This window comes from Brevibacterium sp. JSBI002, assembly GCF_026013965.1.
Taxonomy (GTDB): domain Bacteria; phylum Actinomycetota; class Actinomycetes; order Actinomycetales; family Brevibacteriaceae; genus Brevibacterium.
This window is the reverse complement of sequence record NZ_CP110341.1, coordinates 724668-748888: the sequence shown is the minus strand read 5'-3', so window position 1 is coordinate 748888 and position 24221 is coordinate 724668. Positions and strand designations below refer to the sequence as shown.

25 protein-coding genes are annotated in these 24221 nt (G+C 65.4%); 16 read left to right on the top strand and 9 right to left on the bottom strand.

The features are described 5' to 3' along the window. Positions 1-22: 22 nt before the first annotated feature. Entirely contained in the window at positions 23-1480 is a 1458-nt protein-coding gene (locus LJ362_RS03240) for a benzaldehyde dehydrogenase (protein WP_264800733.1), read from the bottom strand. 184 nt (positions 1481-1664) lie between these two features. On the opposite strand from LJ362_RS03240, the gene LJ362_RS03235 reads away from it, so the two are divergent. Further along, positions 1665-2435 carry an IclR family transcriptional regulator gene (locus LJ362_RS03235; protein WP_264800732.1) on the top strand — a complete coding sequence of 257 codons (771 nt, stop codon included), beginning with the start codon at positions 1665-1667 and terminating at the stop codon, positions 2433-2435. 16 nt (positions 2436-2451) lie between these two features. On the opposite strand, the gene LJ362_RS03230 is transcribed toward LJ362_RS03235, so the two are convergent. Both LJ362_RS03230 and LJ362_RS03225 read right to left on the bottom strand, forming a co-directional pair. Further along, complete coding sequence (locus LJ362_RS03230; protein ID WP_264800731.1) at positions 2452-2838, bottom strand: DUF1304 domain-containing protein; 387 nt, start codon at positions 2836-2838, stop codon at positions 2452-2454. Continuing rightward, positions 2835-3098, bottom strand: a complete 264-nt coding sequence (locus tag LJ362_RS03225) for a DUF2277 domain-containing protein (protein WP_264800730.1) — start codon at positions 3096-3098, stop codon at positions 2835-2837. The genes LJ362_RS03230 and LJ362_RS03225 overlap by 4 nt, the downstream gene beginning before the upstream one ends. Positions 3099-3161: 63 nt before the next feature. Between LJ362_RS03225 and LJ362_RS03220 the strand changes: the two genes are divergently transcribed. After that, a complete protein-coding gene (locus LJ362_RS03220) occupies positions 3162-3911 on the top strand; it encodes a GTP pyrophosphokinase family protein (RefSeq protein ID WP_264800729.1) in 750 nt (249 codons plus the stop codon). Here the strand turns inward: LJ362_RS03220 and LJ362_RS03215 are convergent. Further along, positions 3892-4470, bottom strand: a complete 579-nt coding sequence (locus LJ362_RS03215; protein WP_264800728.1) for a dihydrofolate reductase family protein — start codon at positions 4468-4470, stop codon at positions 3892-3894. The genes LJ362_RS03220 and LJ362_RS03215 overlap by 20 nt on opposite strands. A gap of 198 nt (positions 4471-4668) precedes the next feature. Here LJ362_RS03215 and LJ362_RS03210 point away from each other — a divergent pair, with 198 nt between their 5' ends. Next, entirely contained in the window at positions 4669-5427 is a 759-nt protein-coding gene (locus LJ362_RS03210; protein WP_264800727.1) for an SDR family NAD(P)-dependent oxidoreductase, read from the top strand. Positions 5428-5615: 188 nt separating this feature from the next. After that, on the top strand, positions 5616-5867 hold the full coding sequence (locus tag LJ362_RS03205) for a hypothetical protein (RefSeq protein ID WP_264800725.1): 252 nt from the start codon (positions 5616-5618) through the stop codon (positions 5865-5867). Between the two features lie 176 nt (positions 5868-6043). Here the strand turns inward: LJ362_RS03205 and LJ362_RS03200 are convergent, their stop codons facing one another. From LJ362_RS03200 to LJ362_RS03190, 3 genes are all read right to left on the bottom strand, one after another. Next, positions 6044-6577: an O-acetyl-ADP-ribose deacetylase gene (locus tag LJ362_RS03200; RefSeq protein ID WP_264800724.1), complete on the bottom strand. Its 534-nt coding sequence runs from the start codon at positions 6575-6577 to the stop codon at positions 6044-6046. 91 nt (positions 6578-6668) lie between these two features. Continuing rightward, positions 6669-6893: a sulfurtransferase TusA family protein gene (locus LJ362_RS03195; protein ID WP_039207979.1), complete on the bottom strand. Its 225-nt coding sequence runs from the start codon at positions 6891-6893 to the stop codon at positions 6669-6671. Continuing rightward, positions 6890-7945 carry a YeeE/YedE family protein gene (locus LJ362_RS03190; protein ID WP_264800723.1) on the bottom strand — a complete coding sequence of 352 codons (1056 nt, stop codon included), beginning with the start codon at positions 7943-7945 and terminating at the stop codon, positions 6890-6892. Before LJ362_RS03190 ends, LJ362_RS03195 begins: the two co-directional genes overlap by 4 nt. A 209-nt stretch (positions 7946-8154) precedes the next feature. Here LJ362_RS03190 and LJ362_RS03185 point away from each other — a divergent pair, with 209 nt between their 5' ends. The 12 genes from LJ362_RS03185 (at position 8155) to LJ362_RS03130 (ending at position 20187) form a co-directional block, all read left to right on the top strand. Further along, the gene (locus LJ362_RS03185) at positions 8155-9339 is read left to right on the top strand and encodes a 4-hydroxybenzoate 3-monooxygenase (protein ID WP_264800721.1); all 1185 of its coding nucleotides are present in this window, start codon (positions 8155-8157) and stop codon (positions 9337-9339) included. A gap of 62 nt (positions 9340-9401) precedes the next feature. Beyond that, positions 9402-10226 (top strand): protocatechuate 3,4-dioxygenase subunit beta, encoded by an 825-nt coding sequence (pcaH, locus tag LJ362_RS03180; RefSeq protein ID WP_264800720.1) that lies wholly within the window; start codon positions 9402-9404, stop codon positions 10224-10226. Then, positions 10219-10803, top strand: a complete 585-nt coding sequence (gene pcaG / locus LJ362_RS03175) for a protocatechuate 3,4-dioxygenase subunit alpha (RefSeq protein ID WP_264800719.1) — start codon at positions 10219-10221, stop codon at positions 10801-10803. Before pcaH ends, pcaG begins: the two co-directional genes overlap by 8 nt. Positions 10804-10809: 6 nt before the next feature. Further along, complete coding sequence (locus tag LJ362_RS03170) at positions 10810-12180, top strand: lyase family protein (protein ID WP_264800718.1); 1371 nt, start codon at positions 10810-10812, stop codon at positions 12178-12180. Positions 12181-12225: 45 nt separating this feature from the next. Continuing rightward, positions 12226-13182, top strand: coding sequence for an alpha/beta fold hydrolase (locus LJ362_RS03165; RefSeq protein ID WP_264800717.1), 957 nt, complete (start codon positions 12226-12228; stop codon positions 13180-13182). Then, positions 13122-13544: a 4-carboxymuconolactone decarboxylase gene (gene pcaC, locus LJ362_RS03160; RefSeq protein WP_264801764.1), complete on the top strand. Its 423-nt coding sequence runs from the start codon at positions 13122-13124 to the stop codon at positions 13542-13544. Before LJ362_RS03165 ends, pcaC begins: the two co-directional genes overlap by 61 nt. Before the next feature lie 106 nt (positions 13545-13650). Beyond that, entirely contained in the window at positions 13651-14868 is a 1218-nt protein-coding gene (locus LJ362_RS03155) for an MFS transporter (protein WP_264800716.1), read from the top strand. A 106-nt stretch (positions 14869-14974) separates the two neighbouring features. Then, positions 14975-15712, top strand: coding sequence for a peptidylprolyl isomerase (locus tag LJ362_RS03150; protein WP_264800715.1), 738 nt, complete (start codon positions 14975-14977; stop codon positions 15710-15712). Positions 15713-15912: 200 nt separating this feature from the next. Next, a complete protein-coding gene (locus LJ362_RS03145) occupies positions 15913-17349 on the top strand; it encodes an MFS transporter (protein WP_413774224.1) in 1437 nt (478 codons plus the stop codon). A gap of 246 nt (positions 17350-17595) precedes the next feature. Further along, positions 17596-18381 carry a basic amino acid ABC transporter substrate-binding protein gene (locus LJ362_RS03140; RefSeq protein ID WP_264800714.1) on the top strand — a complete coding sequence of 262 codons (786 nt, stop codon included), beginning with the start codon at positions 17596-17598 and terminating at the stop codon, positions 18379-18381. Positions 18382-18610: 229 nt separating this feature from the next. Further along, positions 18611-19405, top strand: a complete 795-nt coding sequence (locus LJ362_RS03135) for an amino acid ABC transporter permease (protein WP_167200663.1) — start codon at positions 18611-18613, stop codon at positions 19403-19405. Beyond that, the gene (locus tag LJ362_RS03130; protein ID WP_413774241.1) at positions 19405-20187 is read left to right on the top strand and encodes an amino acid ABC transporter ATP-binding protein; all 783 of its coding nucleotides are present in this window, start codon (positions 19405-19407) and stop codon (positions 20185-20187) included. Before LJ362_RS03135 ends, LJ362_RS03130 begins: the two co-directional genes overlap by 1 nt. A gap of 14 nt (positions 20188-20201) precedes the next feature. On the opposite strand, the gene LJ362_RS03125 is transcribed toward LJ362_RS03130, so the two are convergent. Both LJ362_RS03125 and LJ362_RS03120 read right to left on the bottom strand, forming a co-directional pair. Further along, complete coding sequence (locus LJ362_RS03125) at positions 20202-21218, bottom strand: proline racemase family protein (RefSeq protein ID WP_264800713.1); 1017 nt, start codon at positions 21216-21218, stop codon at positions 20202-20204. A 24-nt stretch (positions 21219-21242) separates the two neighbouring features. Next, on the bottom strand, positions 21243-24065 hold the full coding sequence (locus LJ362_RS03120; protein ID WP_264800712.1) for an aminotransferase class I/II-fold pyridoxal phosphate-dependent enzyme: 2823 nt from the start codon (positions 24063-24065) through the stop codon (positions 21243-21245). Positions 24066-24221 lie beyond the last annotated feature (156 nt).

The following is a 24221-nucleotide window of genomic DNA, read 5'->3' as shown; positions in this document are numbered from 1 at the left end:
CTCCGGGGTGTTGTCGTGCAGGTCAGAACGGGTAGGGCGCGATCGACGAGCGCATCGTCACCCACTGGGTTTCGGTGAAGGCTTCGATATTGGCCTCAGCCCCGCCGAAACGGGATCCGTTGCCGGAGTCCTTCATCCCGCCGAAGGGGACGTTGGCCTCGTCGGAGACGGTCTGTTCGTTGATGTGGACCTTCCCGGTGTCGACGAGGTCGGCCAGGTCCATGGCCAGACCCACATCGCCGAGGATGCCGAGCGAGAGTCCGTATTCGCTGTCGTTGACCATCTCGGCGGCTTCTTCGAGGGTGGAGAAGCGGGCCACCGGGGCGACGGGTCCGAAGATCTCCTGCGCCCAGGCGGGGTTCGAAGGGCTGAGATCCGTGAGCACTGTGGGCGGGACGAAGGCGCCTTCGCCCGGTCCTCCGGCGACGAGTGTGGCGCCGTCGGCGGTGGCTTTGTCGAGGATGTCGCGGACGTGGGTGCGCTGTTTCTCGTCGATGATCGGTCCGATCGCAACCTCCTCGGTGGCGGGGTTGCCCACCGGCAGATTGCGGGCGCGTTCGGCCAGCTGTTCGACATAGTCGTCGTAGATGGATTCGTGGACGAGGTGGCGGCCTGTGGTCATGCAGATCTGGCCTTGGTGCATCCACGATCCGAAAGCCCCCGCGGAGGTGGCCGGACCGACTTCGGCTCCGGGAAGGACGACGAGCGCATTGTTTCCACCGAGTTCGAGGTGGCACCGCTTGAGGAGGCGACCGGCGGCTTCGCCGACCTTGCGTCCGGCCGCCGTGGAGCCGGTGAACGAGATGACGGAGACCTCGGGTGCGGCGACGACGGCTTCACCGGCGTCGAGGCCGCCGGGCAGGACCTGGAGCAGTCCTTCGGGCAGTCCCGCCTCGGCGAAGACCTTCGCGATCGCCACTCCGGCGCACACGGCGGTGCGGGGGTCCGGCTTGAGCAGGACCGCGTTGCCCAGGGCCAGGGCCGGGGCGACGGAGCGCATGGCGAGGATGAGGGGGAAGTTGAACGGGGCGATGACGGAGACGACTCCGGCTGGCACTCGGCGGGCGAAGGACCAGCGGGGTTCGTTCGAGGTGAGTACCTGTCCCTTGGGGTGGCTGGGCAGGGCGGAGGATTCGAAGCAGATGGCTTCGGCCGAGGAGATCTCGAGTGCGGCCTTCGCAGGGATGGAGCCGGCTTCACGGATGATCCATTCGGCGAGCTCATCGGCGTGTTCGGCCCACAGGGCACCGGCGCGGCGCAGCACTGCGGCCCTTTCGTCCGGAGTGGTCTTCGCCCATTCCTTCTGTGCAGCGGCGGCTCGCGTGGCGGCGGCGGTGACATCGTCGGCGCTGGCGGCACCGAGGCGGCCGAGGGTCTCACCGGTGGCCGGTTCGATGACGTCGTAAGTCTCTCCGGAGCCGGCGGTCCAGGTGCCGGTGAAGATCGACTCGAGCCAGTCGGATCCCAGGAAATCAGTCATTGTCTGTCCTCACTTCTTTGTCGGGGCGGGTCATGTCTGTGGTTCCGTGCAACGAGCCGATCTGCGGGCACAGTCAACGAAGGACTGTGGTGCACCTCTCGTCAGAGTAGTGACCCGCACCACCCGAAGCCACAGCACTCCCATTCATTGAGAATTTCGATGGAGAGCCGCTAGAATCCGAGGCATGGCGAACTCTCCTTCCGGCGACTCGATGATCGATCGACTGGTGCGTGTTCTCGCATCCTTCGACCCGGACCATCAGAGTCTGAGCACCGACGAGATCGCCGAGCGTGCCGAACTGCCGAAGTCGACGGCCTACCGGCTCATCGGTGAGATGATGCGCCACGATCTGCTCCAGCGCGACCCCAATGGGCGTATCCGAATCGGAGTCGGGATGTGGGAGCTGTCGAACCGCGCCTCCGATGCCGTCGATCTGGCTTCGGTGGCCAGGCCGCACATGATGGGTGTGCACGAGTTCGTCGGTGAGAACACGCAGTTGGGCATCCTGCGGGAACGCGAGGTGCTCATCATCGAGCGCATGTCGGCGCCGAATGCGGTCATCCACCGGTCGAAGACCGCCGGTCGACTGCCGGCTCATGCGTCGTCCTGTGGACTCGTGCTTTTGGCTTATGCGCCCAAACATGTTCGCGAGGCGTATCTGCGGGGGCCGCTGTCTGCCATCACGGAGAAGACGACAACGGATCCTGCAGCTCTGCGCAAGATGTTCACTTCCATCCGCTCTCACCATTTCGCCGAGCTCTCCGGCCATATCGATGAGGGCACGACAGGAATCACGGTTCCTGTCTTCGACGCCGGCGGGGCGGCGATCGCCGGGCTCGGCGTCGTCATCGATTCGGAGCACCGTAAAGGCGTGCCCGCGATCATGCGGGTCCTGCGGACCGCCTCGGCGAGGATCACGCAGGACCTTGCGGCCGATCGTCGATTCGCCGGCTGAGTCAGATCGCTGCGACTCAGACCAGCACACCGACGAGCAGGCCGAGCACACCGAACAACGGCAGCGTGCCCTGTTTGAGCGCGGAGGCGAGCAGCTCACGGCTTGAGAGTGCGAGCACCAGCGCTGCGGCGAGCATCGAACCTGCCCCGACGAAGACGAGAGTGAGACCGACCGTGGCAGAGCCTGCGCCGAAGACGATGAGGCCAATGAACACAGCGAGGGCCAAAAAGAGGTTGTAGAAGCCCTGGTTGAAGGCCATGGACTTCGTCGTCTCGGCCTCGGCTTCGGTCGTGCCGAACGTGGCGCGGGCACGTGGACTCGTCCAGGCGATGGACTCCAAGTAGAAGATGAAGACGTGCAGGGCGGCGGCGAGGCCGGCGAGGACAAGTCCGGCGACCGTCATGCGCGAGCCGCGAATCTGGCTCGCCGCTTCTCCGCTTCCTCCTCTCGATTCTTCGGCGGCACGTTCGTCACCAGCGCATCGAGGAGGTGCTGGGTGGTGTGGGCGATCTCCTCGACAGCAACGTCGAAGGCCTCAGCATTGGCCTGCGAGGGCTTCGTCGTGCCGGCGATCTTGCGCACATACTGCAGTGCGGCGGCGTGGACTTCGTCGGAGGTGGCGGCAGGTTCGAAATTATGGAGGGTCCTGATGTTTCTGCACATGCCAAAACGGTACTCCTCGGCACTGACAGAGAACAGGTGTTCCGCCGATACACTGAGGCCACAATGGAGATCGGGAGAGAGATGGCGCCAGCAGAGACCGCACTGACACCGCAGCAGATCGAGAGCATCCGTCAGCTGCGCCTGGATTTCTCGCAGCTGATCATGCACCACCGCTTCGTCATCGACGAGGTGCTCACGAAGATCTCGATCCTGCGCGAGGAGTCCGTCCACACGCGCAGCTACAACCCGATCGAGCACATCTCCTCTCGCGTGAAGTCGCCGCGGAGCCTGCTGGAGAAGGTCCACCGTCGGGGCCTGCCGCTCGACACCGCGATCATCAGGCGGGAGATCACGGACATCGCGGGCATCCGCATCACCTGCAGCTTCATCGCCGACACCTATCACGTCCTCGAGCTGCTCACCGCGCAGAACGACGTCCGCCTCGTCGAGGTCAAGGACTACATCGCGGAGCCGAAGCCCAACGGCTACCGCAGCCTGCACGCGATCCTCGAGGTTCCGGTGTTCCTCCGCAGCGGGCCGACCCCGGTCATCTGCGAGGTGCAGATCCGCACGATCGCGATGGACTTCTGGGCGAGCCTCGAGCACAAGATCCACTACAAGTTCGACGGCGACGTTCCCGATCGCCTCGTCGGCGAACTCACCGAGGCGGCCGACGCGGCCAGCGAACTCGACCGGAAGATGGAACGCCTCCACGCCGAGGTCAGGAGCGGTTCACCGGACGTCGACTCCGGAGAGGAGTTCGACGAGGAGGCTCTGCGGATCCTCTGGGACCTCAGTCGACGGGAGGACTAGACCTCTTGGGTCGGTACGTGCGACCGAAGCTGCGGGCGTTCGCCGTATCGATCATCTCGAGCTCCCAGTCGACCCGCCGTCCGCCGGGAACATCGAAGATCCGGGTGCCGTCGCCGAGGAAGACCGGAGCGACGTAGACCTGGAGTTCGTCGATGAGGTCGACCTCGAGTGCCTGCCGGGCGATATCGGCGCTGATAATTTGGATATCACGGTCCCCAGCGATCTGCTGGGCACGCTCGACCGCCTCGGTGATGGTGCAGTTCAATGCCGTCACCGAGGTGTCTCCCGCCAAATCCTCGGGACGATGAGTGAGGATGATCTCCGTCCCCGACCACGCACCGCCATACGCAGAGGAGGTCAGCTCATCGCGTTCGGCGGCCTGCGCCTTGGCCGCGTCGTAGCCTCTGCGGCCGGAGATGATGACGGCGACTTTCGACGCCATGCCCTCGGTGGTGCCTTCGGCGTTCGGCTCGGAGGCCGAGAGCCACGACATGTCATGGCCTGGCCCAGCGATGAATCCGTCGATCGAACAGGTGAAACCCCATGCCACTTTTCCCATCACTCCCCCTCGAGCCGCGGTGATCATCAATCTAGTTGCAGATTGCAACCAGTTAACCACTGTTGCCTGCCTCGATCAATGCCCCGTGTGACCGAACAGGCCGACTTACAGCGGAATGTTCACCGACTCTTCCTCGTTACGCCTGGTGAGGGCCACATCAGCTGGGCCCGAGGATTTTCGAGAAAGAGAGTCACCACCATGGCAGATTTCACGAACAAGGTCGCACTCGTCACCGGAGGCGGATCAGGCCTCGGAGAGGCGATTTCCAAGGACCTCGCCTCCAAGGGCGCGAAGGTCGTCATCACCGACATCAATCTCGAGGCTGCCGAACGTGTCGCCGGCGAGATTGCTGAGGCAGGCGGCACCGCCTCGGCGTTCCAGCAGGACACGTCATCGAAGGAAGACTCGGAGAAGGCCGTCCAGTTCGCTGTCGATATCTACGGCGGACTCAACTTCGCCGTGAACAACGCGGGCATCGGCGGCAAGCAGGTGCCCGTCGGCGAGACCGACCTCGATTCGTGGGACAAGGTCATCGACGTCAACCTCAACGGCATCCTCTACGGAATGCGCTTCCAGATCCCGGCCATGCTCGAGAACGGCGCGAAGGACTCGGCGATCGTCAACATGGCTTCGGTCCACGGCACGGTCGCCGCCATCAACAACGGCGCTTACACCGCAGCCAAGCACGGCGTCGTCGGCATCACGAAGAATGCCGCCGCCGAATACGGCGCCGAAGGCTTGCGCATCAACGCAGTCGGCCCCGGCTACATCACAACTCCCCTGCTCGAATCGAGCCTGGACGCTGAAACGCTTGAAGGACTCAAAGCCAAGCACCCTCTCGGCCGCCTTGGCACCGCCGATGAAGTCGCAAAGGTCGTATCGTTCCTGCTCTCCGATGACGCTTCGTTCGTCACCGGCGCCTATTACCTCATCGACGGCGGCTACACCGCGGTGTGACATCCCCGCGCCCTCATCGGGTGTTCAATGATTCGTGCCTGTTCAAGTTTCTTGAACAGGCACGTTTCGTTGAACGACTCGAGCCGAGTGCCATCAGATCCCCCAGTGCACACTCTGCTTGCAGGTGTAACGTGGCAGGCACAGCCCAAATGGTTTGGACCGTGGACGAAAACATCAGGTGATCGACCATGAGCACGACACAGACCAATCTATATCCGAAGCCCTTGGCGGTGGTCCTCGGCAAGAGGGCGGCACTGTTCCTCTTCATCGGCGTCCTCGGTTTCCTCCTCGTCAAGGTCGTCGGTCCGGTTCTGCAGACCGGCCCCGAATATGTCGTCGAGGCCATCGTCTCCGGGATCCCGCTGCTCATCGCCGCCGGGTGTGCCGTCAGCGCACTGGCGCTGGCGGTCGTGCACAGAGTGCGGCACAGGGCAGCGTGAAGACTGCCCAGCGTGGGTTCAGTCCGGGTGCGCGACGATATTGAACACGTTGCCGTCGGGTGCGCGGACGAAGAACCGCCGTACTCCCCATTCCTCGTTCGCCCGCATAGAACTCCCGCGCGGCGTCGAGGTCGTCGACCGCGATGTCAGGAATGACCCTGTTGACCTTCATCGCATCACCACTGATCGTGGTCGAAGACCTGGCAGAACACGCTGGTCATCTGATCGCTGAAGAGAACGAACTGCACCTCGTCGATCGATTCCCAGCGTCCGCGGGACCGTCCGTCGACGATGACGGAATGAGCCGCCTCGGCGACATCTCTGGGCGACCAGCCGTAGACTCCGCCGCCGATGGCAGGGAACGCGATCGAGGTCGCGTCGAGCTCCTCGGCGAGGTTGAGGCTCGACTCGAAGCAGGACTCGAGGATCTCAGGATCGGCCTCGCCCGCGGTCCGATTCGGGCCGACCGTGTGGATGACCCAGCGGGCAGGCAGCTCCCCCGCAGAGGTGGCCACGGCCTGGCCCGGCGGCAGACCGCGCACATGGGTGGTCTGCCTGACCTCGCGACAGGCTTCGAGCAGCGCGGGACCTGCCGCGCGGTGGATGGCTCCGTCGACCCCGCCGCCACCGAGCAGGGAGGAATTCGCGGCGTTGACGATCGCGTCGACGGCCACCTCGGTGATATCGCCTTCGAGAACCGTGATCTTCATGTCTTGAGTCTAGACATCGGCACTGACATTGCGCATCGGCCGGCGCAGCTTTGCAGCTGCGCCGGCCGATGTGGTTGGTGTCTCCTGCGATTCAGGCCTTCTGGACGGTGATGGTCCAGCTGGCGTCGGTGACCCGGTCGAAGTGGGTGACGGGGTAGCCGTTCTCGGCGGCCCACTGCGGGATCGCCTCGGTGGCCTGGGTGCAGTCGAAGTTGATGACGAGTTCGTCACCGGCTTCCAGACCGGTCATCGCGTCCTTGGCTTCCACGAGGGGGAAGGGGCAGACCTGGCCGTCGGTTTCGAGTACTTGCTTCATACTGTCCTGCTTTCCGCCGCGGGCGCTGCGGCCTGCGACTTCTTCGGTTTGATGGAGACCTTCGCTGCGATTCCGGCGCCGACGATCATGAAGACCGTCGACACCCAGCCCTGGTATTCGAACTGTGCGGTCGAGACCATCGCGTTGCCGACGGTGCAGCCGCCGGCGATGGCCGCGCCGACGCCCATGCCGATACCGCCGATGATCGACTTGATGATCGTGCCCTTGTCCGGCACGCGGACCCGGAACTCACCGGAGGCCTTGGCTGCGATGAAGGAGCCGACGAGGATGCCGATGACGAGCATGACGCCCCAGTCGATGAGCCGCGTGTCACCGTTGGTGAGGTATCCGACGAGGTTCGCCGAGGGGGTGGTGATGCCCAGACCCGAGTTGCGGCCCGTGGCAGCGGAGAGCGGCCAGGCGATCGTGGCGATGATGCCGATGACCACGGCTGTGGCGAAGGGGTTCCAGCGCTTCTCGGTGAGCAGATGTGCCAGGCCGGTCTTGCGCGGGGGCAGGGTGGCCATCGGGGTCTTGAGCTTGCGAGCGTGGTGGACGGTCAGCCAGATCGCCACTGCAGAGATGATGGCGACGAAGACCCAGGGGCTGATGCCGGTGCTCGCCTGCAGGCTGCCGTTGTCGAGCGTGATCCCGCGGATGCCCTCGGTGAAGCCGGCGAGCGGGCCGAGCTTCATGACAGCGGAGAAGAGCGCGTAGAAGATGAGGGCGAACCAGCTGCCGACGAGTCCCTCACCGGCACGGTAGTAGGTGCCCGTCGCGCAGCCGCCGGCGTAGACCATGGCCCAGCCGAAGATCAGTCCGCCGACGATTGAGGCCAGCCATGGGAACGGCGTCGCCTCGAGGGTGATGACTCCGAAGCTGTTGAGCAGGAACAGGCCGATGGAATGCACGGCGATGAGCACGATGAGTGCGGAGAACCAGCGCGTGTTCCCCGTCAGCGTGAGGTCGCGGAAGGCGCCGGTCACGCAGAAACGTCCTCGCTGGAAGACGAATCCGAGGACGAGGCCGACGATGAGTCCGGTGATGATCATAGAGCTGCTTTCTGTTCACGGCAGGTTCGCGGACGAACACAACAACCGTCCATTTTGCTCAACAATCAGAAGCGAGTCAACCAGGAGCGACGAGGAGAGCCGCGGGAGCACCGCCAGCACCGCATATCTCCCATTCATTGAGAACGTCGTCGCCTCACGTCCGTGACTGGGAGCACACTGATGAGAAGAGAGAAGGCAAGGAGGCCAAGGTGGCACAACTTCAGACAGACGTCGCGATCGTCGGAGCCGGACCAGCGGGACTCATGCTCGCGCACCTGCTGCACAATGCAGGCATCGAGTCCGTCGTCATCGACAATCGCAGCCGCGACGACATCGCCCACACCCACCGCGCCGGCATCCTCGAAGCAGGATCGGTGCGCATGCTCGAGGCCGCAGGCGTCGAATCCCGCATCCACACAGACGGGCACCGCCACGACGGCATCGACATCCGAGTCAACGGCGCCTCGAACCACTTCGACTTCCCCGAGCTCGTCGGCGAATCCGTCTGGCTCTACCCCCAGAACGAGATCTTCGTCGACCTCTCCGCCGCCCGCAAACGGACCGGCCGCCCCACCTATTACTCGGTCACGGACACCCGCCTCGGCGATATCGAGACCGAACGCCCGTGGGTCACCTCCACCACCTCCGACGGCGACGAGCTGCGCATCGACGCCCGCTACGTCGTCGGCGCCGACGGCTCCCGCGGACCATGCCGCTCGATGATCCCCGACGGCACCCGGCAGCGTTTCTTCCACGAGTACCCGTTCGCTTGGTTCGGCATCCTCTGCGAAGCCCCGCCCAGCCACGAAGTCCTCATCTACTCCCGCTCCGAACGCGGCTTCGCACTCATCTCCCAGCGCTCCGACAATGTCCAGCGCATGTACTTCCAGGCCTCCCCCGACACCGACGTGGCCGAATGGTCCGACGATCGGATCTGGACCGAACTCCAGGCCCGCGTCGACGGCCCCGACGGCTTCGAACTCAAGACCGGGCCGATCTTCGACAAGACCGTACTCCCCTTCCGCTCGGCCGTGACCGAGCCGATGCAGCACGGTTCGATGTTCCTCGCCGGCGACAGCGCCCACACCGTCCCACCGACCGGAGCGAAGGGCCTCAACCTCGCCTTCGCCGACGTCGCGGTGCTCGCCCCGGCCCTCATCTCGGCGCTCAAGGATTCCGACGCCGAGGCGCTGGCCGGCTATTCGCAGACCGCGACCAAACGCGTGTGGAAGGCTCAGAACTTCTCGTACCAGATGACACGGATGCTCCATACCGACCCGACTCAGGATGCCTTCGAAACGAAGCGCAGCCTCGGCGAGCTCCGGTCCATCCTCGAATCCGACCACGGTCGCCGCTACCTCGCCGAGTGCTACACCGGCTGGCCGCACGGCTGAGCCGTACCCCCACCGACCCCACCACGATGTCAACCGACGAAGAGACGAAGAAAGGTTCGACGATGAGTCCACAGCAGAGCTCGGACACCGACGATCAGCCAGTGAAAGGCCCCGACGACGCAGCCGAGTCCCAGGCGACGCTGTCTGCCGAGATCGACGGCATCGAAGCGCAGTACGAGCAGGACGTCGCGGGCGGCAGGAAGCCCGAGACTCAGCCGCGCCTGGACTACCGGCCCTACCGGTCGTCGATCTTGCGTCATCCGACGAAAGACCCCCGCCACACCGACCCCGAGACGATCGAGCTCTTCTCCCCCGCCTTCGGACACCGGGACATCGGCACCCTCGAATCGGATCTGACCATCCAGGCCGATGGCGAACCCATCGGCGAGCGCATCCGCGTCACCGGTCGTGTCCTCGACGGCGAAGGACGCCCCGTGCGCAACCAGCTCGTCGAGATCTGGCAGGCGAACTCGGCCGGACGCTATATCCACAAGCGCGACCAGCACCCGGCCCCGATCGACCCGAACTTCACCGGCGTCGGCCGCACCCTGACCGGCGACGACGGCTCCTACTCGTTCACGACGATCAAACCGGGCCCCTACCCGTGGAAGAACCACCACAACGCCTGGCGACCGGCCCACATCCACTTCTCGCTCTTCGGGTCCGAGTTCACACAGCGGATGATCACCCAGATGTACTTCCCCGGGGATCCGCTCTTCGCCCTCGACCCGATCTACCAGTCGATCACCGATCAAAGGGCCCGCGACCGCCTCGTGGCGACCTATGACCACAACATCACCGAGCACGAATTCCTCATGGGCTACAACTGGGACATCGTGCTCACCGGCGCCAACCGGACCTGGATGGAAGAAGAGGACGATGACTGACACCCCCACGACCCCTGATCTCACGCCGACCCCGGGCCAGACCGTCGGCCCGTTCTACGGCTATGCGCTGCCCTTCGAGCACGACAATGAGCTCGTCCCGCCCGGCTCGGCTCGCGCCGTGCAGCTGACGGGAACCGTCTATGACGGAGCCGGCGACCCGGTCCCCGATGCCATCCTCGAGATCTGGCAGCCCGATGAGCACGGCGTCGTCCCCCGCGAGACAGGCTCGCTTCGCCGCAACGGCTTCACCTTCACCGGCTTCGGCCGCGCCGCCGTCGACCCGGAAGGCGAGTTCAGCTTCTCCACGGTCAACCCCGGCCCCACCGAGGCGGGCAAGGCACCCTTCATCAGCGTCGTCATCTTCGCCCGCGGGCTGCTCAATCGCCTCTTCACCCGCATCTATCTGCCCGAGGACACCGCGGTCCTGGCCGCCGACCGGCTCCTGTCCTCACTCGACGAAAACGAGCGCACCCGCCTCATCGCCACTCGAGGGGCTGACGGATCGCTGCACTTCGACATACGGTTGCAGGGTGAGGAGGAAACCCCCTTCCTCCGATTCCCCAGCCACGAGGACTGAAGCGACATGACCGACACCGCCCACACCCGGTTCCTCTTCGCCCCTGGCGATCTGCGCGGATCCGAAGCCATCGACGACGCCGCGTTCATCACCGCGATCGGCCAAGTCGAGACCGCTTGGATCGTCGCGCAGGGACGGGTGGGGTTGGTGTCGTCGGAGATCCGCGCCGAGGTGGCCGCCGCCATCGATGCCACGATCCGCACGCTCACGGACGATCACACCGAGCTCGAGTCCTTGGGTGAGGCCGCCGAGGCCGGCGGCAACCCGCTTATCCCGTTCCTCGCGCTCGTCCGCTCCCGACTCTCCCCCGACGCCGCGCGATGCCTGCACCGGGGGCTGACCAGCCAAGACGTCATCGATACAGCGATCGGTCTGCTCGTCTCCCGCGTCGTACGGCAGATGCAGGCCAGGCTCGAAGTCATCGGCGCCTCCCTCGTCGAACTCTCCGACGCTCATGCGACGACCCTGTGCCTGGCCCGCACGCTGACTCAGCCGGCGTTGCCGACGACCTTCGGCCTCAAAGCCGCGGCGTGGGCCGCGGAGGTCAATGAAGTCCAAGGCCAGGCACCATACGTCGACTATGTGCAGGTCGGCGGGGCCGCTGGCACCCGTGCCGCGATCCGCTGGTTCGCGGGAGAGACCACCGACTCCCTGCTGCGCGAATTCCACATGCAGATGGTCGGTCCCGATGCCGCACTCACACAGATCCCGGTGCCCTGGCACACCGACCGCGTCCGCATCCTCTCCTGGGGCTCCCACCTGGCCCAATGCGTCACAGTCGGGGCTTCCATCGCGCGCGACGTCCTCATCGGCGTGCGCCCCGAGATCGGTGAGCTGTCCCTGACGTCGACCGGCGGATCCTCGACGATGCCGCACAAGTCGAATCCCACCTCGGCGGTGCTGCTCCACCGCAACGGGATGCGCGTGCCTGGATCGCTGTCGACGCTGACCACGGCCGCCGCCGAAGCCATCGAAGAACGCTCCGACGGCGCTTGGCATGCCGAATGGCCGGCCCTGTCCGAGCTCATGACCCTGGCGATCTCCTCGCTGATCATGCTCGACGAGATGATTGCGGGCCTGCGGGTCAACGCCGAGGCCATGCGCGCGAACCTCGAGGCCGCCTCCCCTGGGATCTATGGGGAGAAGCTCGGCATCGTCTTCGGCGATCGGATCGACAAAGACACCCGCGCAGCCATCATCGCCCCCGGATCCGACCCCGTCGCAGCGCTTCGCGCGGAGATCGGCGACGAGGATGGAATCGAGGAATTCTTCACCCCCGAGTCCTACCTCGGTGAGGCCGAGGACATCCGCCGCACCATCCTCGCGACCATCGACAGTACCGGACCGCAGGAGATCGACCTGCCGTCCTTCGACTGAGACCCGTTTTTTCGACTTGTGAACCGACCGAAGAAAGTGACATCCATGGACCTCACCGCATCCGTTCTTGCCGCACCCGCTTCCCCTGTCGCCGATGCCCGAGTGCTCGTCGTCCTGCCTTCGCTGGGCACCTCCGTGGCAGCCCTATGGCAGCAGGCCGCCACCGAACTGACCGCGCTCAGCCCGGAGACGACGGTCATCGGCATCGACCTGCCGGGTCACGGTCGTTCGGCACCGATCGATGTCCCCGCGGGGACGTCCATGGCCCCGAGGATGACGATGTCCGACCTCGCCGAGGCGGTCCTGGGCACCCTGGACCGGGTCCTTCCCGATGTGGCCGCCCCCGGCGCTCCCGTCGATCTCGCCGGAGATTCGATCGGCGGAGCAACGGCCCTGCAGCTGGCACTCGACCACGGCGACCGCTTCGGCCGTATCGCTGTCTTCTGCACGGGCGCGAAGATCGGTGAGGCCTCGGCCTGGGAGGAACGCGCCCAGACGGTGGCGACCTCGGGCACCCCGACTCAGGTCATCGGTTCGGCCCAGCGCTGGTTCGGTGAAGGGTTCATGGACCGGGAGCCGGAGGCCTCGGCCGCACTCCTGCACTCGCTGCAGGACGCCGACCGTTTCTCCTATGCCGCTCTCTGCTATGCCCTGGCCGACTTCGATGTCCGCGCACGACTCCCCGAGATCGCACGTCCGCTGCTCGCTGTCGCGGGCTCTCAGGACCAGCCGACTCCGGCGACGAAGCTCGCCGAGATCGCAAACGGGGTTCCCGGGGCGCTGCTCGAGGTCATCGACGGTGCCGCCCATCTCGTCCCGGCCGAGGCTCCGACTGTCACGGCTGGACTTCTCGCTGACTTCCTGCAGGGCAAGGGCCTCGGCGCAGGGGCCGGCGGCACCGGGGGTGCGGGCGCGACTGCGCGGGCGATTCGCCGGCCGACCTGCCCACAGCCTCCGGTCCGCGAGAGGCCAGCCGCGACGAGGTCCGTGAAGCCGGAATGACTGTGCGGCGGCAGGTGCTTTCCGATGCCCATGTCGACCGCGCGAATGCGAAGGTCGACGACTTCACGAGCGACTTCCAGGACCTCATCACCCGCTATGCGTGGGGCGAGATCTGGACCCGGCCCGGGCTCGAACGTCGCATGCGCTCGGCGATCACGCTCACGGCGATGATCGCCGGAGGCCACGAAGCGGAACTCGCCATGCACGTCAAGGCCGCGCTGCGCAAAGGACTCACCCGCGACGAGATCAAGGAGGTTCTCCTCCAGTCGGCGATCTACTGCTCCGTGCCGAGCGCGAACACCGCCTTCTCCGTCGCCTCTCGAGCCCTGGCCGAATACGAGGCGGAGGAGAACGCCGAGTGAGGCTGTTCGAATCGTCACAATGCGTCCTCAGGACTACCGGGCAGCGCTGATGGACAATAGGCTGGTGCGGTTGCCTCCCCGATCCAGCCTGCCCTGAAGGAGCCCCATGAGTGATGCCCCGGTCTCCCGCGGAGTCTACAAGTTCGCTGTCTTCGCCTTGGCGATCGGCGCCTTCGCCATCGGGGTGACCGAATTCGCGACCATGGGCCTGCTGCCGATGATCGCCGAGGAGCTGGGCATAACAGTCCCCCAAGCCGGGCATGCGGTGTCGTTCTACGCCATCGGCGTCGTCGTCGGCGCACCCCTGATCACCACCGTCGCAGCACACATGGATCGCAAGCTGCTGCTCCTGTGCCTGATGGGCCTCTTCGCCCTGGGCAACCTCGCCTCGATGCTCGCCCCGACGGCCGGACTGTTCAACATCGCACGCTTCGTCTCCGGCCTGCCGCACGGAGCTTATCTCGGTATCGGAGCCGTCGTCGCCGCCTCCCTCGTCCCGGCCAATCGCCGCGGCCGGGCCATGTCGCGGGTGATGCTCGGACTGACGATCGCGAACATCTTCGGCGTGCCCTTCGCCGCAGCCCTCGGCAATATGTTCGGCTGGCGCAGCGCCTACGCCCTCGTCGCCGCCCTCGGAGTGCTCACTGTCCTCATGGTCGCCATCGCCGTGCCGCGCGTCAGTGTCGGAGCCGGTGAGGTTCCCTCGGCCCGAGGCGAGATCAAGGCGCTCGGCCGCGTCCAGATCATCCTCACCCTCGTCGCGGGCTCCGTCGGCTTCGGCGGCATGTTCGCCGTCTACACCTATATCACCCCGACGATGACGGACGTCGCCGGCGTCCCCGGCGTCGCGATCCCGTGGGTGCTCGCCGTCTACGGCCTGGGCATGACCGCCGGATCGCTGATTGCAGGACCCCTGGTCGACAAGTCCATCGAACGCTCGGCCACGGGCGGCATGATCCTCTCGGCTCTCGTGCTCGCCGCGTTCGGTGCCTTCACCCACATTGCGGCCATTGCGATCATCGCCCTCTTCCTCATCGGCATCTCCGGGTCCATGATCACCACGGCCCTGCAGATGCGTCTGTTCCGCGAATCCCATGACGCCCCGAGCCTGTCCGCGGCCATGAACCACGCCGCCTTCAACCTCGCCAATGCGCTCGGCGCGTGGCTCGGCGGAATCGTCATCACCGCCGGCCTCGGCTACCGAGCACCGGCGTGGGTGGGCGTGGGCCTGTGCGTGTCCGGGCTCATCGTCATCTCCATTGCGATCTTCCTTCGCCGAGGCGGCTCCCCCGACCCGAGCACCCGCACCTCCGTCGAGACCTGAGTCTCGGCCGCGCCGAGAAACGGGCTGCGTGTCGAAAAGCGCGTGTGCACGCCCGTGTCTCGACGCCGCGCCCGTGTCTCGACGACGGTGCCGATACGATGAACGCATGGATCACCTCGCGCAGAGTCGCTCTCATGCCCTGAACCGTCGTCCGCAGTCAGCCGTTGTGCTGACCCTCGCTGCCTTCGCCGTCCTCGTTCTTCTGCTGCTGAGCGGATGCGGATCGTCTGATTCCGAGGGTGATTCCGGCGGCAGCTCCGCAGCCGAATCCGACTCATCAACCGCAGCGGGCGCCTGCTCGTACCCCGCCGATTCGCAGGCGGGCGCCAAGGACGTCGAAGCACCGGCAGAGGAACCGGAGGCGAAGGGCACTGTCGACGCCACCATCGCAACGAACGCTGGGGACCTCGCGGTGACTCTCGATGCCGACCGCGCTCCCTGCACCGTCAACAGCTTCCTGTCGCTGGCCGCGCAGAAGTACTTCGACGACACCGAATGCCACCGCCTGACCACCGAAGGCATCTACGTCCTCCAGTGCGGCGACCCCACAGGCACCGGTTCCGGCGGTCCGGGCTACTCGTTCGCCGATGAGCTCGACGGCTCCGAGACCTACCCGGCCGGCACTCTGGCCATGGCGAACTCCGGCCCGGATACGAACGGCTCCCAGTTCTTCGTCGTCTACGACGACAGCTCGCTGCCGCCCGACTACACCGTGTTCGGACAGCTGGATGAGAAGAGCACGAAGACCGTCGCGGATCTCGCTGCCAAGGGCACGGACTCCGGTGCCGGCGACGGCTCACCCAAGGAGAAGGTGACGATCACCGAGGTCACCGTCGCGGACTGACCGCCCGTCCGAGTTGTCCAGAACACTTCGACCACCTAGTAATCCCAATTAGTGAGACTCGGAAATCACGTTCTGTGAGACGAGCGTAATGTCGACTCGTCGCCGTCGACGCTGTGCCAGACACAGCGCCGACGGCCTTTTCCATTGGCACGGACCACCCGCCCGTGCCTGCACTCACGAAACAGCGGAGCACCACCACCATGTCCACCGAAACACAGCCGGAGAATCCCTCTTCGGCACCCGGAGTCGATGACGACGCAATCGCAGCGACTCGCAAGAACAACACCCGCGGCAAGGTCCTGACCGCCTCGATGGTCGGCACCACGATCGAATTCTTCGATTTCTACGCCTACGCCACGGCCTCCTCGCTGGTCTTCCCAGCCCTCTTCTTCCCCAACCAGACATCGACGACTCAGCTGCTGAGCTCGTTCGCGATCTTCGGCGTCGCCTTCGTCGCCCGCCCTCTCGGCTCGATCATCTTCGGCCACTTCGGTGACCGCATCGGCCGAAAGAAGACGCTGATCGCCTCCCTGCTCATCATGGGCATCGGCACCTTCCTCATCGGCCTGCTGCCGACCGCCAGCACCCCGGGCTGGGTCGTCCTCGCGCCGCTGTTCCTCGTCCTTCTGCGCTTCTGCCAGGGTGTCGGCCTCGGCGGCGAATGGTCGGGCGCGGCCCTGCTGGCCACCGAGAATGCCCCGAAGGGCAAGCGCGCCATCTGGGGCACGTTCCCTCAGCTCGGCGCCCCCGTCGGCTTCATCATCGCGAACCTGCTCTTCGTCGCCCTCGGCACCTGGACCTCCCCCGAGGCATTCCTCGCCTGGGGCTGGCGCATCCCATTCCTGCTCTCGGCCCTGCTCGTCGCCGTCGGCCTCTATGTCCGCATGTCGCTCATGGAGACCCCGGCGTTCCAGCTCGTCGCTCAGAAGCAGCAGATCTCGAAGGCCCCGCTCGGTCGGGTCTTCGCCACGAGCTGGAAGCCGCTCATCCTCGGCACGTTCATCATGCTCGCGACCTACGTGATCTTCTACTTCATGACCGCGTTCACCCTCACCTACGGCACCTCCCCGGCCACCCCGGAGCAGGCCCAGACCGCCGCCGAGGCGGCAGGGAAGCCCTTCGACCCCGCAGGCTTCGTCGCGGGGCTGGGGTACACGAAGAACGAGTTCCTCACCTACCTCATCATCGGAGTCGTCTTCTTCGGCATCTTCACCGTCGTCTCCGGCCCTCTGGCGGAGAAGCTGGGTCGGCGGAAGATGCTGCTCGGTGTGACCGTGCTCATCGCCGCCTACGGACTCGTCGTCAACGCCCTGTTCAATGCCGGCACCCCGGGAGTCATCATCGGACTCATCGTCGGCTTCATCCTCATGGGGCTGACTTTCGGACCGATGGCCGCGTACCTGCCGGAGCTCTTCCCCGCCAATGTCCGCTATACGGGTTCGGCGATCTCTTACAACATGTCCAGCGTCATCGGGGCCGGACCTGCCCCGTTCGCCATGGTCGCTCTGTGGCAGGCCGAAGGAGGGTCGATCTTCTACTGCGGCCTCTACATCATCGCCGCAGCCATCGTCACGATCATCGCCCTGTGGCTGGCCAAGGACACCTCTGACCTCGACATGGAGGATCAGCTGAGCTGAGATTCCTGAATCAGGGCCCGACCAACGTTTTCGTTGGTCGGGCCTTTCGCGTCCACGGTCGACTGCCGAGCGGCCGTCCCGATCACCGGGAATGACTACGATTTCGTCACAACCACCTCGGCGATCATCGATGCGACATAAGTGTGACACAGTTCACGGTAGGATTCCTCACAGACACTGCTCAGACGTCAACGTCAGAGCGGACCGCGTACGTGACTCACCTGTCACCGATCTCCTGGAGGAACCATGAAACGACGCTCGAGTCTGGCCATTGCGGCGGTCGGCGCCATGCTCGCCCTGTCCGCTTGCGGCGGCGGAGGCGATTCCACCGCCGAGGGCGGGGTGCCCATCGTCGAAGAAGGCAAGCTCACCACCTGCACCCATCTGTCCTACCAGCCCTTCCAGTTCGAGAAGGACGGCGAGGTCGTCGGCTTCGATGTCGACATCGTCGACGCCGTGGCGAAGAAGCTCGGTGTCGAACAGGAGATCATCAACACCTCGTTCGAGACGATCACCTCGGGCGCGGAGTTCAACCAGAACAAGTGCGACGTCGCGGCAGCGGCGACGACGATCACCCCTGAACGCGAAGAGGCCACGGACTTCTCCGAGCCGTACTTCGATGCGAACCAGGCGATCCTGACGAAGGCCGATAAGACCGCGAAGGACGAGAAGGCACTCAAGGGCTTCAAGATCGCAGCTCAGTCCGGCACCACGGGCCTCGACTACGCCACGGAGAACTTCAAGGACTCCGAGGTCATCACCTATGAGGATCTGCCGCTCTCGCTCGAAGCGCTCAAGACCGGTCAGGTCGACGCCGTGATCAATGACAACGGCGTGCTCTACAACTACAACACCGAGAACAAGGGCTTCGCCGTCGGCTTCGACATCAAGACCGACGAGCACTACGGCATCTCGATGAAGAAGGGCAACACCGAGATGAAGAAGGCCGTCGACGACACGATCAAGGAGATCAAGGACAACGGCGAGTACGACAAGATCTACAAGAAGTGGTTCGGAGAAGCACCGAAGTGATCACCCGCGAATGGGCGGCCGGCTGTAATTCGTCGTTGCAGCGGGCCGCCCGTTCGGCTGAGTTCGACCGACCTGCCGGAGTCCCAACCGACACTCACGGCACGCACCCCCGGCGGACACCCCCGCCACAGCTTTTCGAAGGACACCCATGTCAGTTCCCACAGCGAACGAGGACGGCCGCCAGACCGGCCCAGCCGTCCCGACCGCCACTGCCACCCCGAAAGCGAAGATGAGCAAACGCCAGAAGGCGAAGCTCTCCCGCGGCATCCAATACGCCATCCTCGTCGTCATCGCGATCATCGTCGCGCTGGTCGCCGACTGGCCGACGCTCATCGACACGTTCGGGCGCTTCGACATCGCCGCCGACATGTTCCCCGAAGTCATCACGGGAGCGCTGAAGAACACAGTCGTCTTCACCGTTCTCGGCTTCGCCCTCGGCCTGGCGATCGCTCTTGTCGTCGCCCTCATGCGCCTGTCCTCGGTCGGCGTCTACCGCTGGCTGGCGACGATCTACATCGAGTTCTTCCGCGGGCTGCCCGCCCTCGTCGTCTTCCTCGTGATGGGATTCGGTCTGCCGGTGGCCTTCCCCGGCTTCATCCTCCCGCAGCTCGTCATCATCATGATCGCCCTCGGACTCGTGTCCTCCGCCTACATGGCGGAGACGATCCGCGCCGGTATCCAGGCCGTGCCGAAAGGCCAGATCGAGGCCGCCCGCTCACTGGGTATGTCATCATCGCGTGCGATGTTCACGATTGTCCTGCCGCAGGCGATGCGCATCATCCTGCCGCCGCTGACGAACGAGCTCATTCTGCTGACCAAGGATTCATCGCTGGCCTACATCCTCGGATCCTCCGTCGACGGCCGTGAGCTCGCCGCGCTCGGCCGCGCCGAGATCGTCAACACCGCCAACCTCACCCCCTTCATCGTCATCGCGCTGTGCTACCTCATCATCACGATCCCGCTGTCGTACCTGTCGCGGGTCCTCGAGCGCAAATACGGTTCCGCAGATTCTGGAGTGAAATGATGAATGTCCCCACCGCCTCGGCGCGCGCGACCACAACCCCGATCATCGCGATCCGCAACCTGCAGAAGAGCTTCGGCACGAACCAGGTCCTCACCGACATCAACCTCGACGTCGACAAAGGTGAGGTCGTCTGCGTCATCGGGCCCTCGGGTTCGGGCAAGTCGACGATGCTCCGATGCATCAACACCCTGGAGACTCCCACCGGCGGGTCGATCGTCGTCGACGGCATGGATATGACCGACCTCGATCTCGACATCGACGCCGCCCGCACTCGCATCGGCATGGTCTTCCAGTCCTTCAACCTCTTCGCCCATCTCACCGTGCGCGAGAACCTCACGATCGCGCAGACGAAGGTCCTCAAGCGATCGAAGGCCGAGGCCAACAAGGTCGCCGAGGCGAACCTCGCGAAGGTCGGGCTGTCCGAGAAGATGGAGGCCAAGCCCGGTTCGCTCTCCGGCGGTCAGCAGCAGCGCGTGGCGATCGCCCGGGCCCTGAGCATGGACCCCGACGTCATGCTGTTCGACGAGCCCACCTCGGCGCTGGACCCGGAGACCGTCGGTGACGTCCTCCAGGTCATGCGCAACCTCGCCGAGGCGGGAATGACAATGGTCGTCGTCACCCACGAGATGGAGTTCGCCCGTCAGGTCGCCGACCGCGTCGTCTTCATGGACGGCGGAGTCGTCGTCGAGGCCGGACCTGCCAAGGACGTCATCGGCAACCCGCAGGAGCAGCGGACGAAGGACTTCCTCTCCCGCGTGCTCCACCCCGGCCAGCTAGGGTAGCCTCCGGCCCTACTTCAGAGTGTGAAGCCGGCGGGGAACGGGTCGCTGGGGTCGAGCATGAATTGCGAGGTCGCGGTCAGCCAGGCCCTGCCGGTGATCGTCGGCACCACAGCCACGTGCTCGTCGACTCTCGTCTTCTCGATCAGTCGTCCGGTGAACGAGGTGCCGATGAAGCACTCGTTGACGAAGTCCGTGTTCAGGTCCAGGTGCCCACGGGCATGCCGGACGGCCATGAGCGCACTCGTCCCGGTTCCGCCTGGTGAACGGTCGAGCCAGCCGGGATGGTTGATGAGCACGTGCCTCGCATCCGGCACCTCTCCGCTCGGCCCAGGTGTCGTCGGCGGCGTCAGGAACACGACATGCTCGCAGCCGCTGTATCCGGTCTCCGGATGCACCGGCGACAGCTGCTCGTTGACCGCGGCCATGATCTCGCGACCGACGGCGATGAAGTCCTCAGCCCGGTCACGCTCGAACGGGATGCCGACGTCGGCGGCGGAGACGAAGGCGTAGAAGTTCCCACCGAAACCGATGTCGCAGGCGATCGACCCTCGTCCGGGCACCTCGACCGACTGGTCGAGGGCGTGCGCATAGGAGGCGACGTTGACGATGGTCACCGACTCGGCGCGACCGTCCCGGACGACCACCTCGGCGGTGATGAGCCCGATCGGGGCGTCGAGTCGCACGGTCGTGACGGGCGAGGTGACCGGCACCATGCCTGTCTCGACGAGCACGGTCGCCACTGCGATCGTGCCGGCCCCGCACATCGGCAACACGCCGGTGACCTCGATGAAGAGGACCCCCCAGTCCGCGTCGGCACGGGTCGGCGGCTGCAGGATCGCTCCCGACAGCCACCCGTGGCCGCGCGGTTCGCACATGAGGAAGGTCCGCAGATCGTCGGAGTTCTCAATGAACCACTCACGGCGTTCGGCCATAGTCTCACCGGGGAATGGTCCCACTCCCCCGGTGACGACGCGTACGGGCAACCCCTCGGTGTGGGCTTCGACGGTCTGGATGAGACGGGTGGTCTGCACGGTCGATCGCCTCGCCTTTCTCGCTCAGTTCTCCAGGACGTCCTTGAGGATGACGCGGTAGCCCTGGCGGGAGTCGTAGCCGTGTATCTCTCGGGTGTCGAGCGCCGACATGAAGTCGAGCACCTCGGCGGTGATGACCTGTCCGGGAACGAGCACCGGGAACCCGGGCGGGTACGGGGTGACGAATCCGGCCGAGACCGGCTGCTCCCCGTTCTCCACCCTCCGTCGCAGCTCATGCGGCAGCACGTGCTCGATGTTCTGCCGACGCAGACCCGCATAGTAGGCGGTGCGCAGGTCGCCGTCGGGCAGCTGCTTCGACGGGTCGTCGGCGGGCACTTCGGCGGCGTAGTCGGGGGCGAAGGCCGAGAAGTCCGGCAACGGCGGCATCACCGCGGCGGGTTCGGTCAGCGCGTCCTGTGCCTGCAGCTCATGCGGGTCATTGAACTTCCCGGCAAGCTTGACCAGGACCTCGATGAGGTAGGCGACGGCCGAGCGTGAGGTGCCGATGTTCGTCATGAACAGCACCGTGTTCCGGCTCGTCTTGTTCACCTGGATGCCGTAGCGGTCCATGAGGTGTTCGTGCTTGAACGTGTCCCCGTCGACTCCCGTGCCCGAGATCTCGACGGTGATGCGGCTGGGGTCGACGACGAACTCATCGCGGACCCAGGCGTCCCACATCGTGGAGAGCCCATCGCGCAGCGGCATCGTCCGTTCGGTGACCCGATATTCCTCGGGAATGAGGTCGGCGGCGGTGAGCACCTTGAACGTCTTCTTCAGCAGCGGATGACGCGCGATCGCCGAGGACAGGCTCATCGCCAGGTCGAGCTGCTTCTGCACGAGTGCGAAGCCCTCCATCTCCACCTGCCTGCGACCGAGGTCGAGGGAGGCGAGGATCTGGTAGTTCGGCGACGTCGAGGTGTGGGTCATGTACGCCTCGTGGAAGGCATCCTCGGCGCCGGTGGAGAACTCCTGATCGTAGACGTGGATCATCGACCCCTGGCGCAGCGCGGTCAGCGTCTTGTGCGTCGACTGGGTCGCGTACACGCGGATCGTCGCGTCCGGCGGCGGCAGCAGGTCCTCCTCCAGCCACACCGAATCGGGGGCGGGGGCACCGGTCTCGGGGTCGTACAGGCGCTTCTGCTGCTCCCGGTACGCCGCGGCGTGGGCGTTGGTCGCGAGGTTCTCCTCAAGGGTCTCCGCGGCGACCATGGCGGTGCGTTTGCGGGTGACCGGGTGGAACCGGGCGAAGGCGAACCAAGCTTCGTCCCAGAGGAAGACGAGGTCGGGTTTGATCGCCAGGCATTCGGACATGACCTTGTAGGGGTCGTAGACGATTCCATCGAAGGTGCAGTTGGTCAGGGTGATCATCCGCACCTCGTCGAGGCGGCCGGCGGCCCGGTAGTCGAGCACCAGCTGCTTGATCCTGTTCAGCGGCACCGCCCCGTAGAAGGCGACGTCGTTGAGCGGATACGCCTCGAGGTAGGCGGTGCGGGCACCGGTGAGCATGAGCGCATGGTGGTGGGACTTGTGGCAGTTGCGGTCGACCATGACGACCTCGTCGGGTGAGACGACGGCCTGGTGGACGATCTTGTTCGCCGTCGACGTCCCGTTCGTGACGAAGTAGGTGCGTTTGGCACCGTAGGCCCGGGCGGCCAGCGACTGCGCCTTCTTCAGCGTGTGCACCGGTGCGAGCAGCGAATCCAACTCCCCCGAGGTGGCGCTGGATTCGGCGAGCAGCAGGTTGAGCCCGTAGAAGTCGACGAAGTCGCCGATCCACTTCGACCCGACGACGGAACCGCCGCGGGACACGGGCAGTGCGTGGAATACACCGGCCGGGCGGCGGGCATGCTCTCGGATGGCGTCGAAGAACGGAGTGTCGTAGAGGTGCTGGGCGCGGCGCAGCAGGGACAGATGGAGTTCGAACTGGTCCTCGCGGCGGAAGACGCGACGGAACCGGTGGGTCAGGGCACCAGCGAGGCTTTCGATATGGGCGCCTGCCATGAGGTAGAGGTCGAGTTCGGGGCGCAGGTTCGCCAGGGTGTCGGCCAGCCGCAGCACCCGGCGCACCGAATTGAGCGGGCTCATCGGCGCCGTCGGCGATTCCTTCGTCGAGGTGTGCGCGAACTCGATGGAATCGCGCAGGTCGCGGCTGAGCACCTCGCGGGTGTTGTCGGTGAAACCGGGGCGGAGGACGCAGGCGAGCAGGTTCGGGTTCGTCAGGGCCGCCGCCACCGCATCGTCGGCGGTGGGCACGATGACGTAGTCGTAGATGAACTGGTCGGAGGCGTTGCGGAGTTTGAGCAGGTCCGTGTGCAGCTCATCGCGGCCGCCCTCGGTGGTCTCGTCGACGATGAGGACCTCGAAGCGGGGACGGGTGTCCTGGCGGTCCTTGAGCTCGGCGCGCTCATCCTCGGTGAGGTCGTCTTCACCGGTGTCGGGCACGGTGGTGCCCCGGAGCCGATTGACCGCACGTGTGATCATGTCGTGCGCGCGGTCGAATTCGCCGTTCGAGAGCAGGTCGGTGATCTCCTCGACATAGCGCTGGCCGAAACCTGCCCAGTAGAGCTCGATCGTCTTCAGCGAACGCAGCGAGCGCCACACCTCCCCGTCTTCGGCGATCATCGAGAAGTCCCCGCCGCTGACGGCCAGGCGTTTGATCGCGAACTTCAGGTACTCCCACGCGTCCGAACGCAGCCGCCACGTGCTCGCCGGCATCCCCGGGTCCCGTTCGAGCTGCGCCCGGCGCGGCGTCGAGGGGGCTCCGACGCGACCGTGCCTGCGGCCGCCGCCGAGGTCGGCGGGCTCAAACTCCTGCGCCGTTGCCTGGTCGGAGTCGATTCCGGTCATGCGAGAGCCTCCTGGCTGTCAGTCTCAGTCCCCACCCCGGTCCGGTGTGGATTTCCTGCTCACGGGCTCAGTCGGCGGACCGTGCTGATTCCGTTGTTGCACGATCATACGACCTCACAGTTTCGAATGGGCAGGGTGGTGGGCAGTTGAGACAAC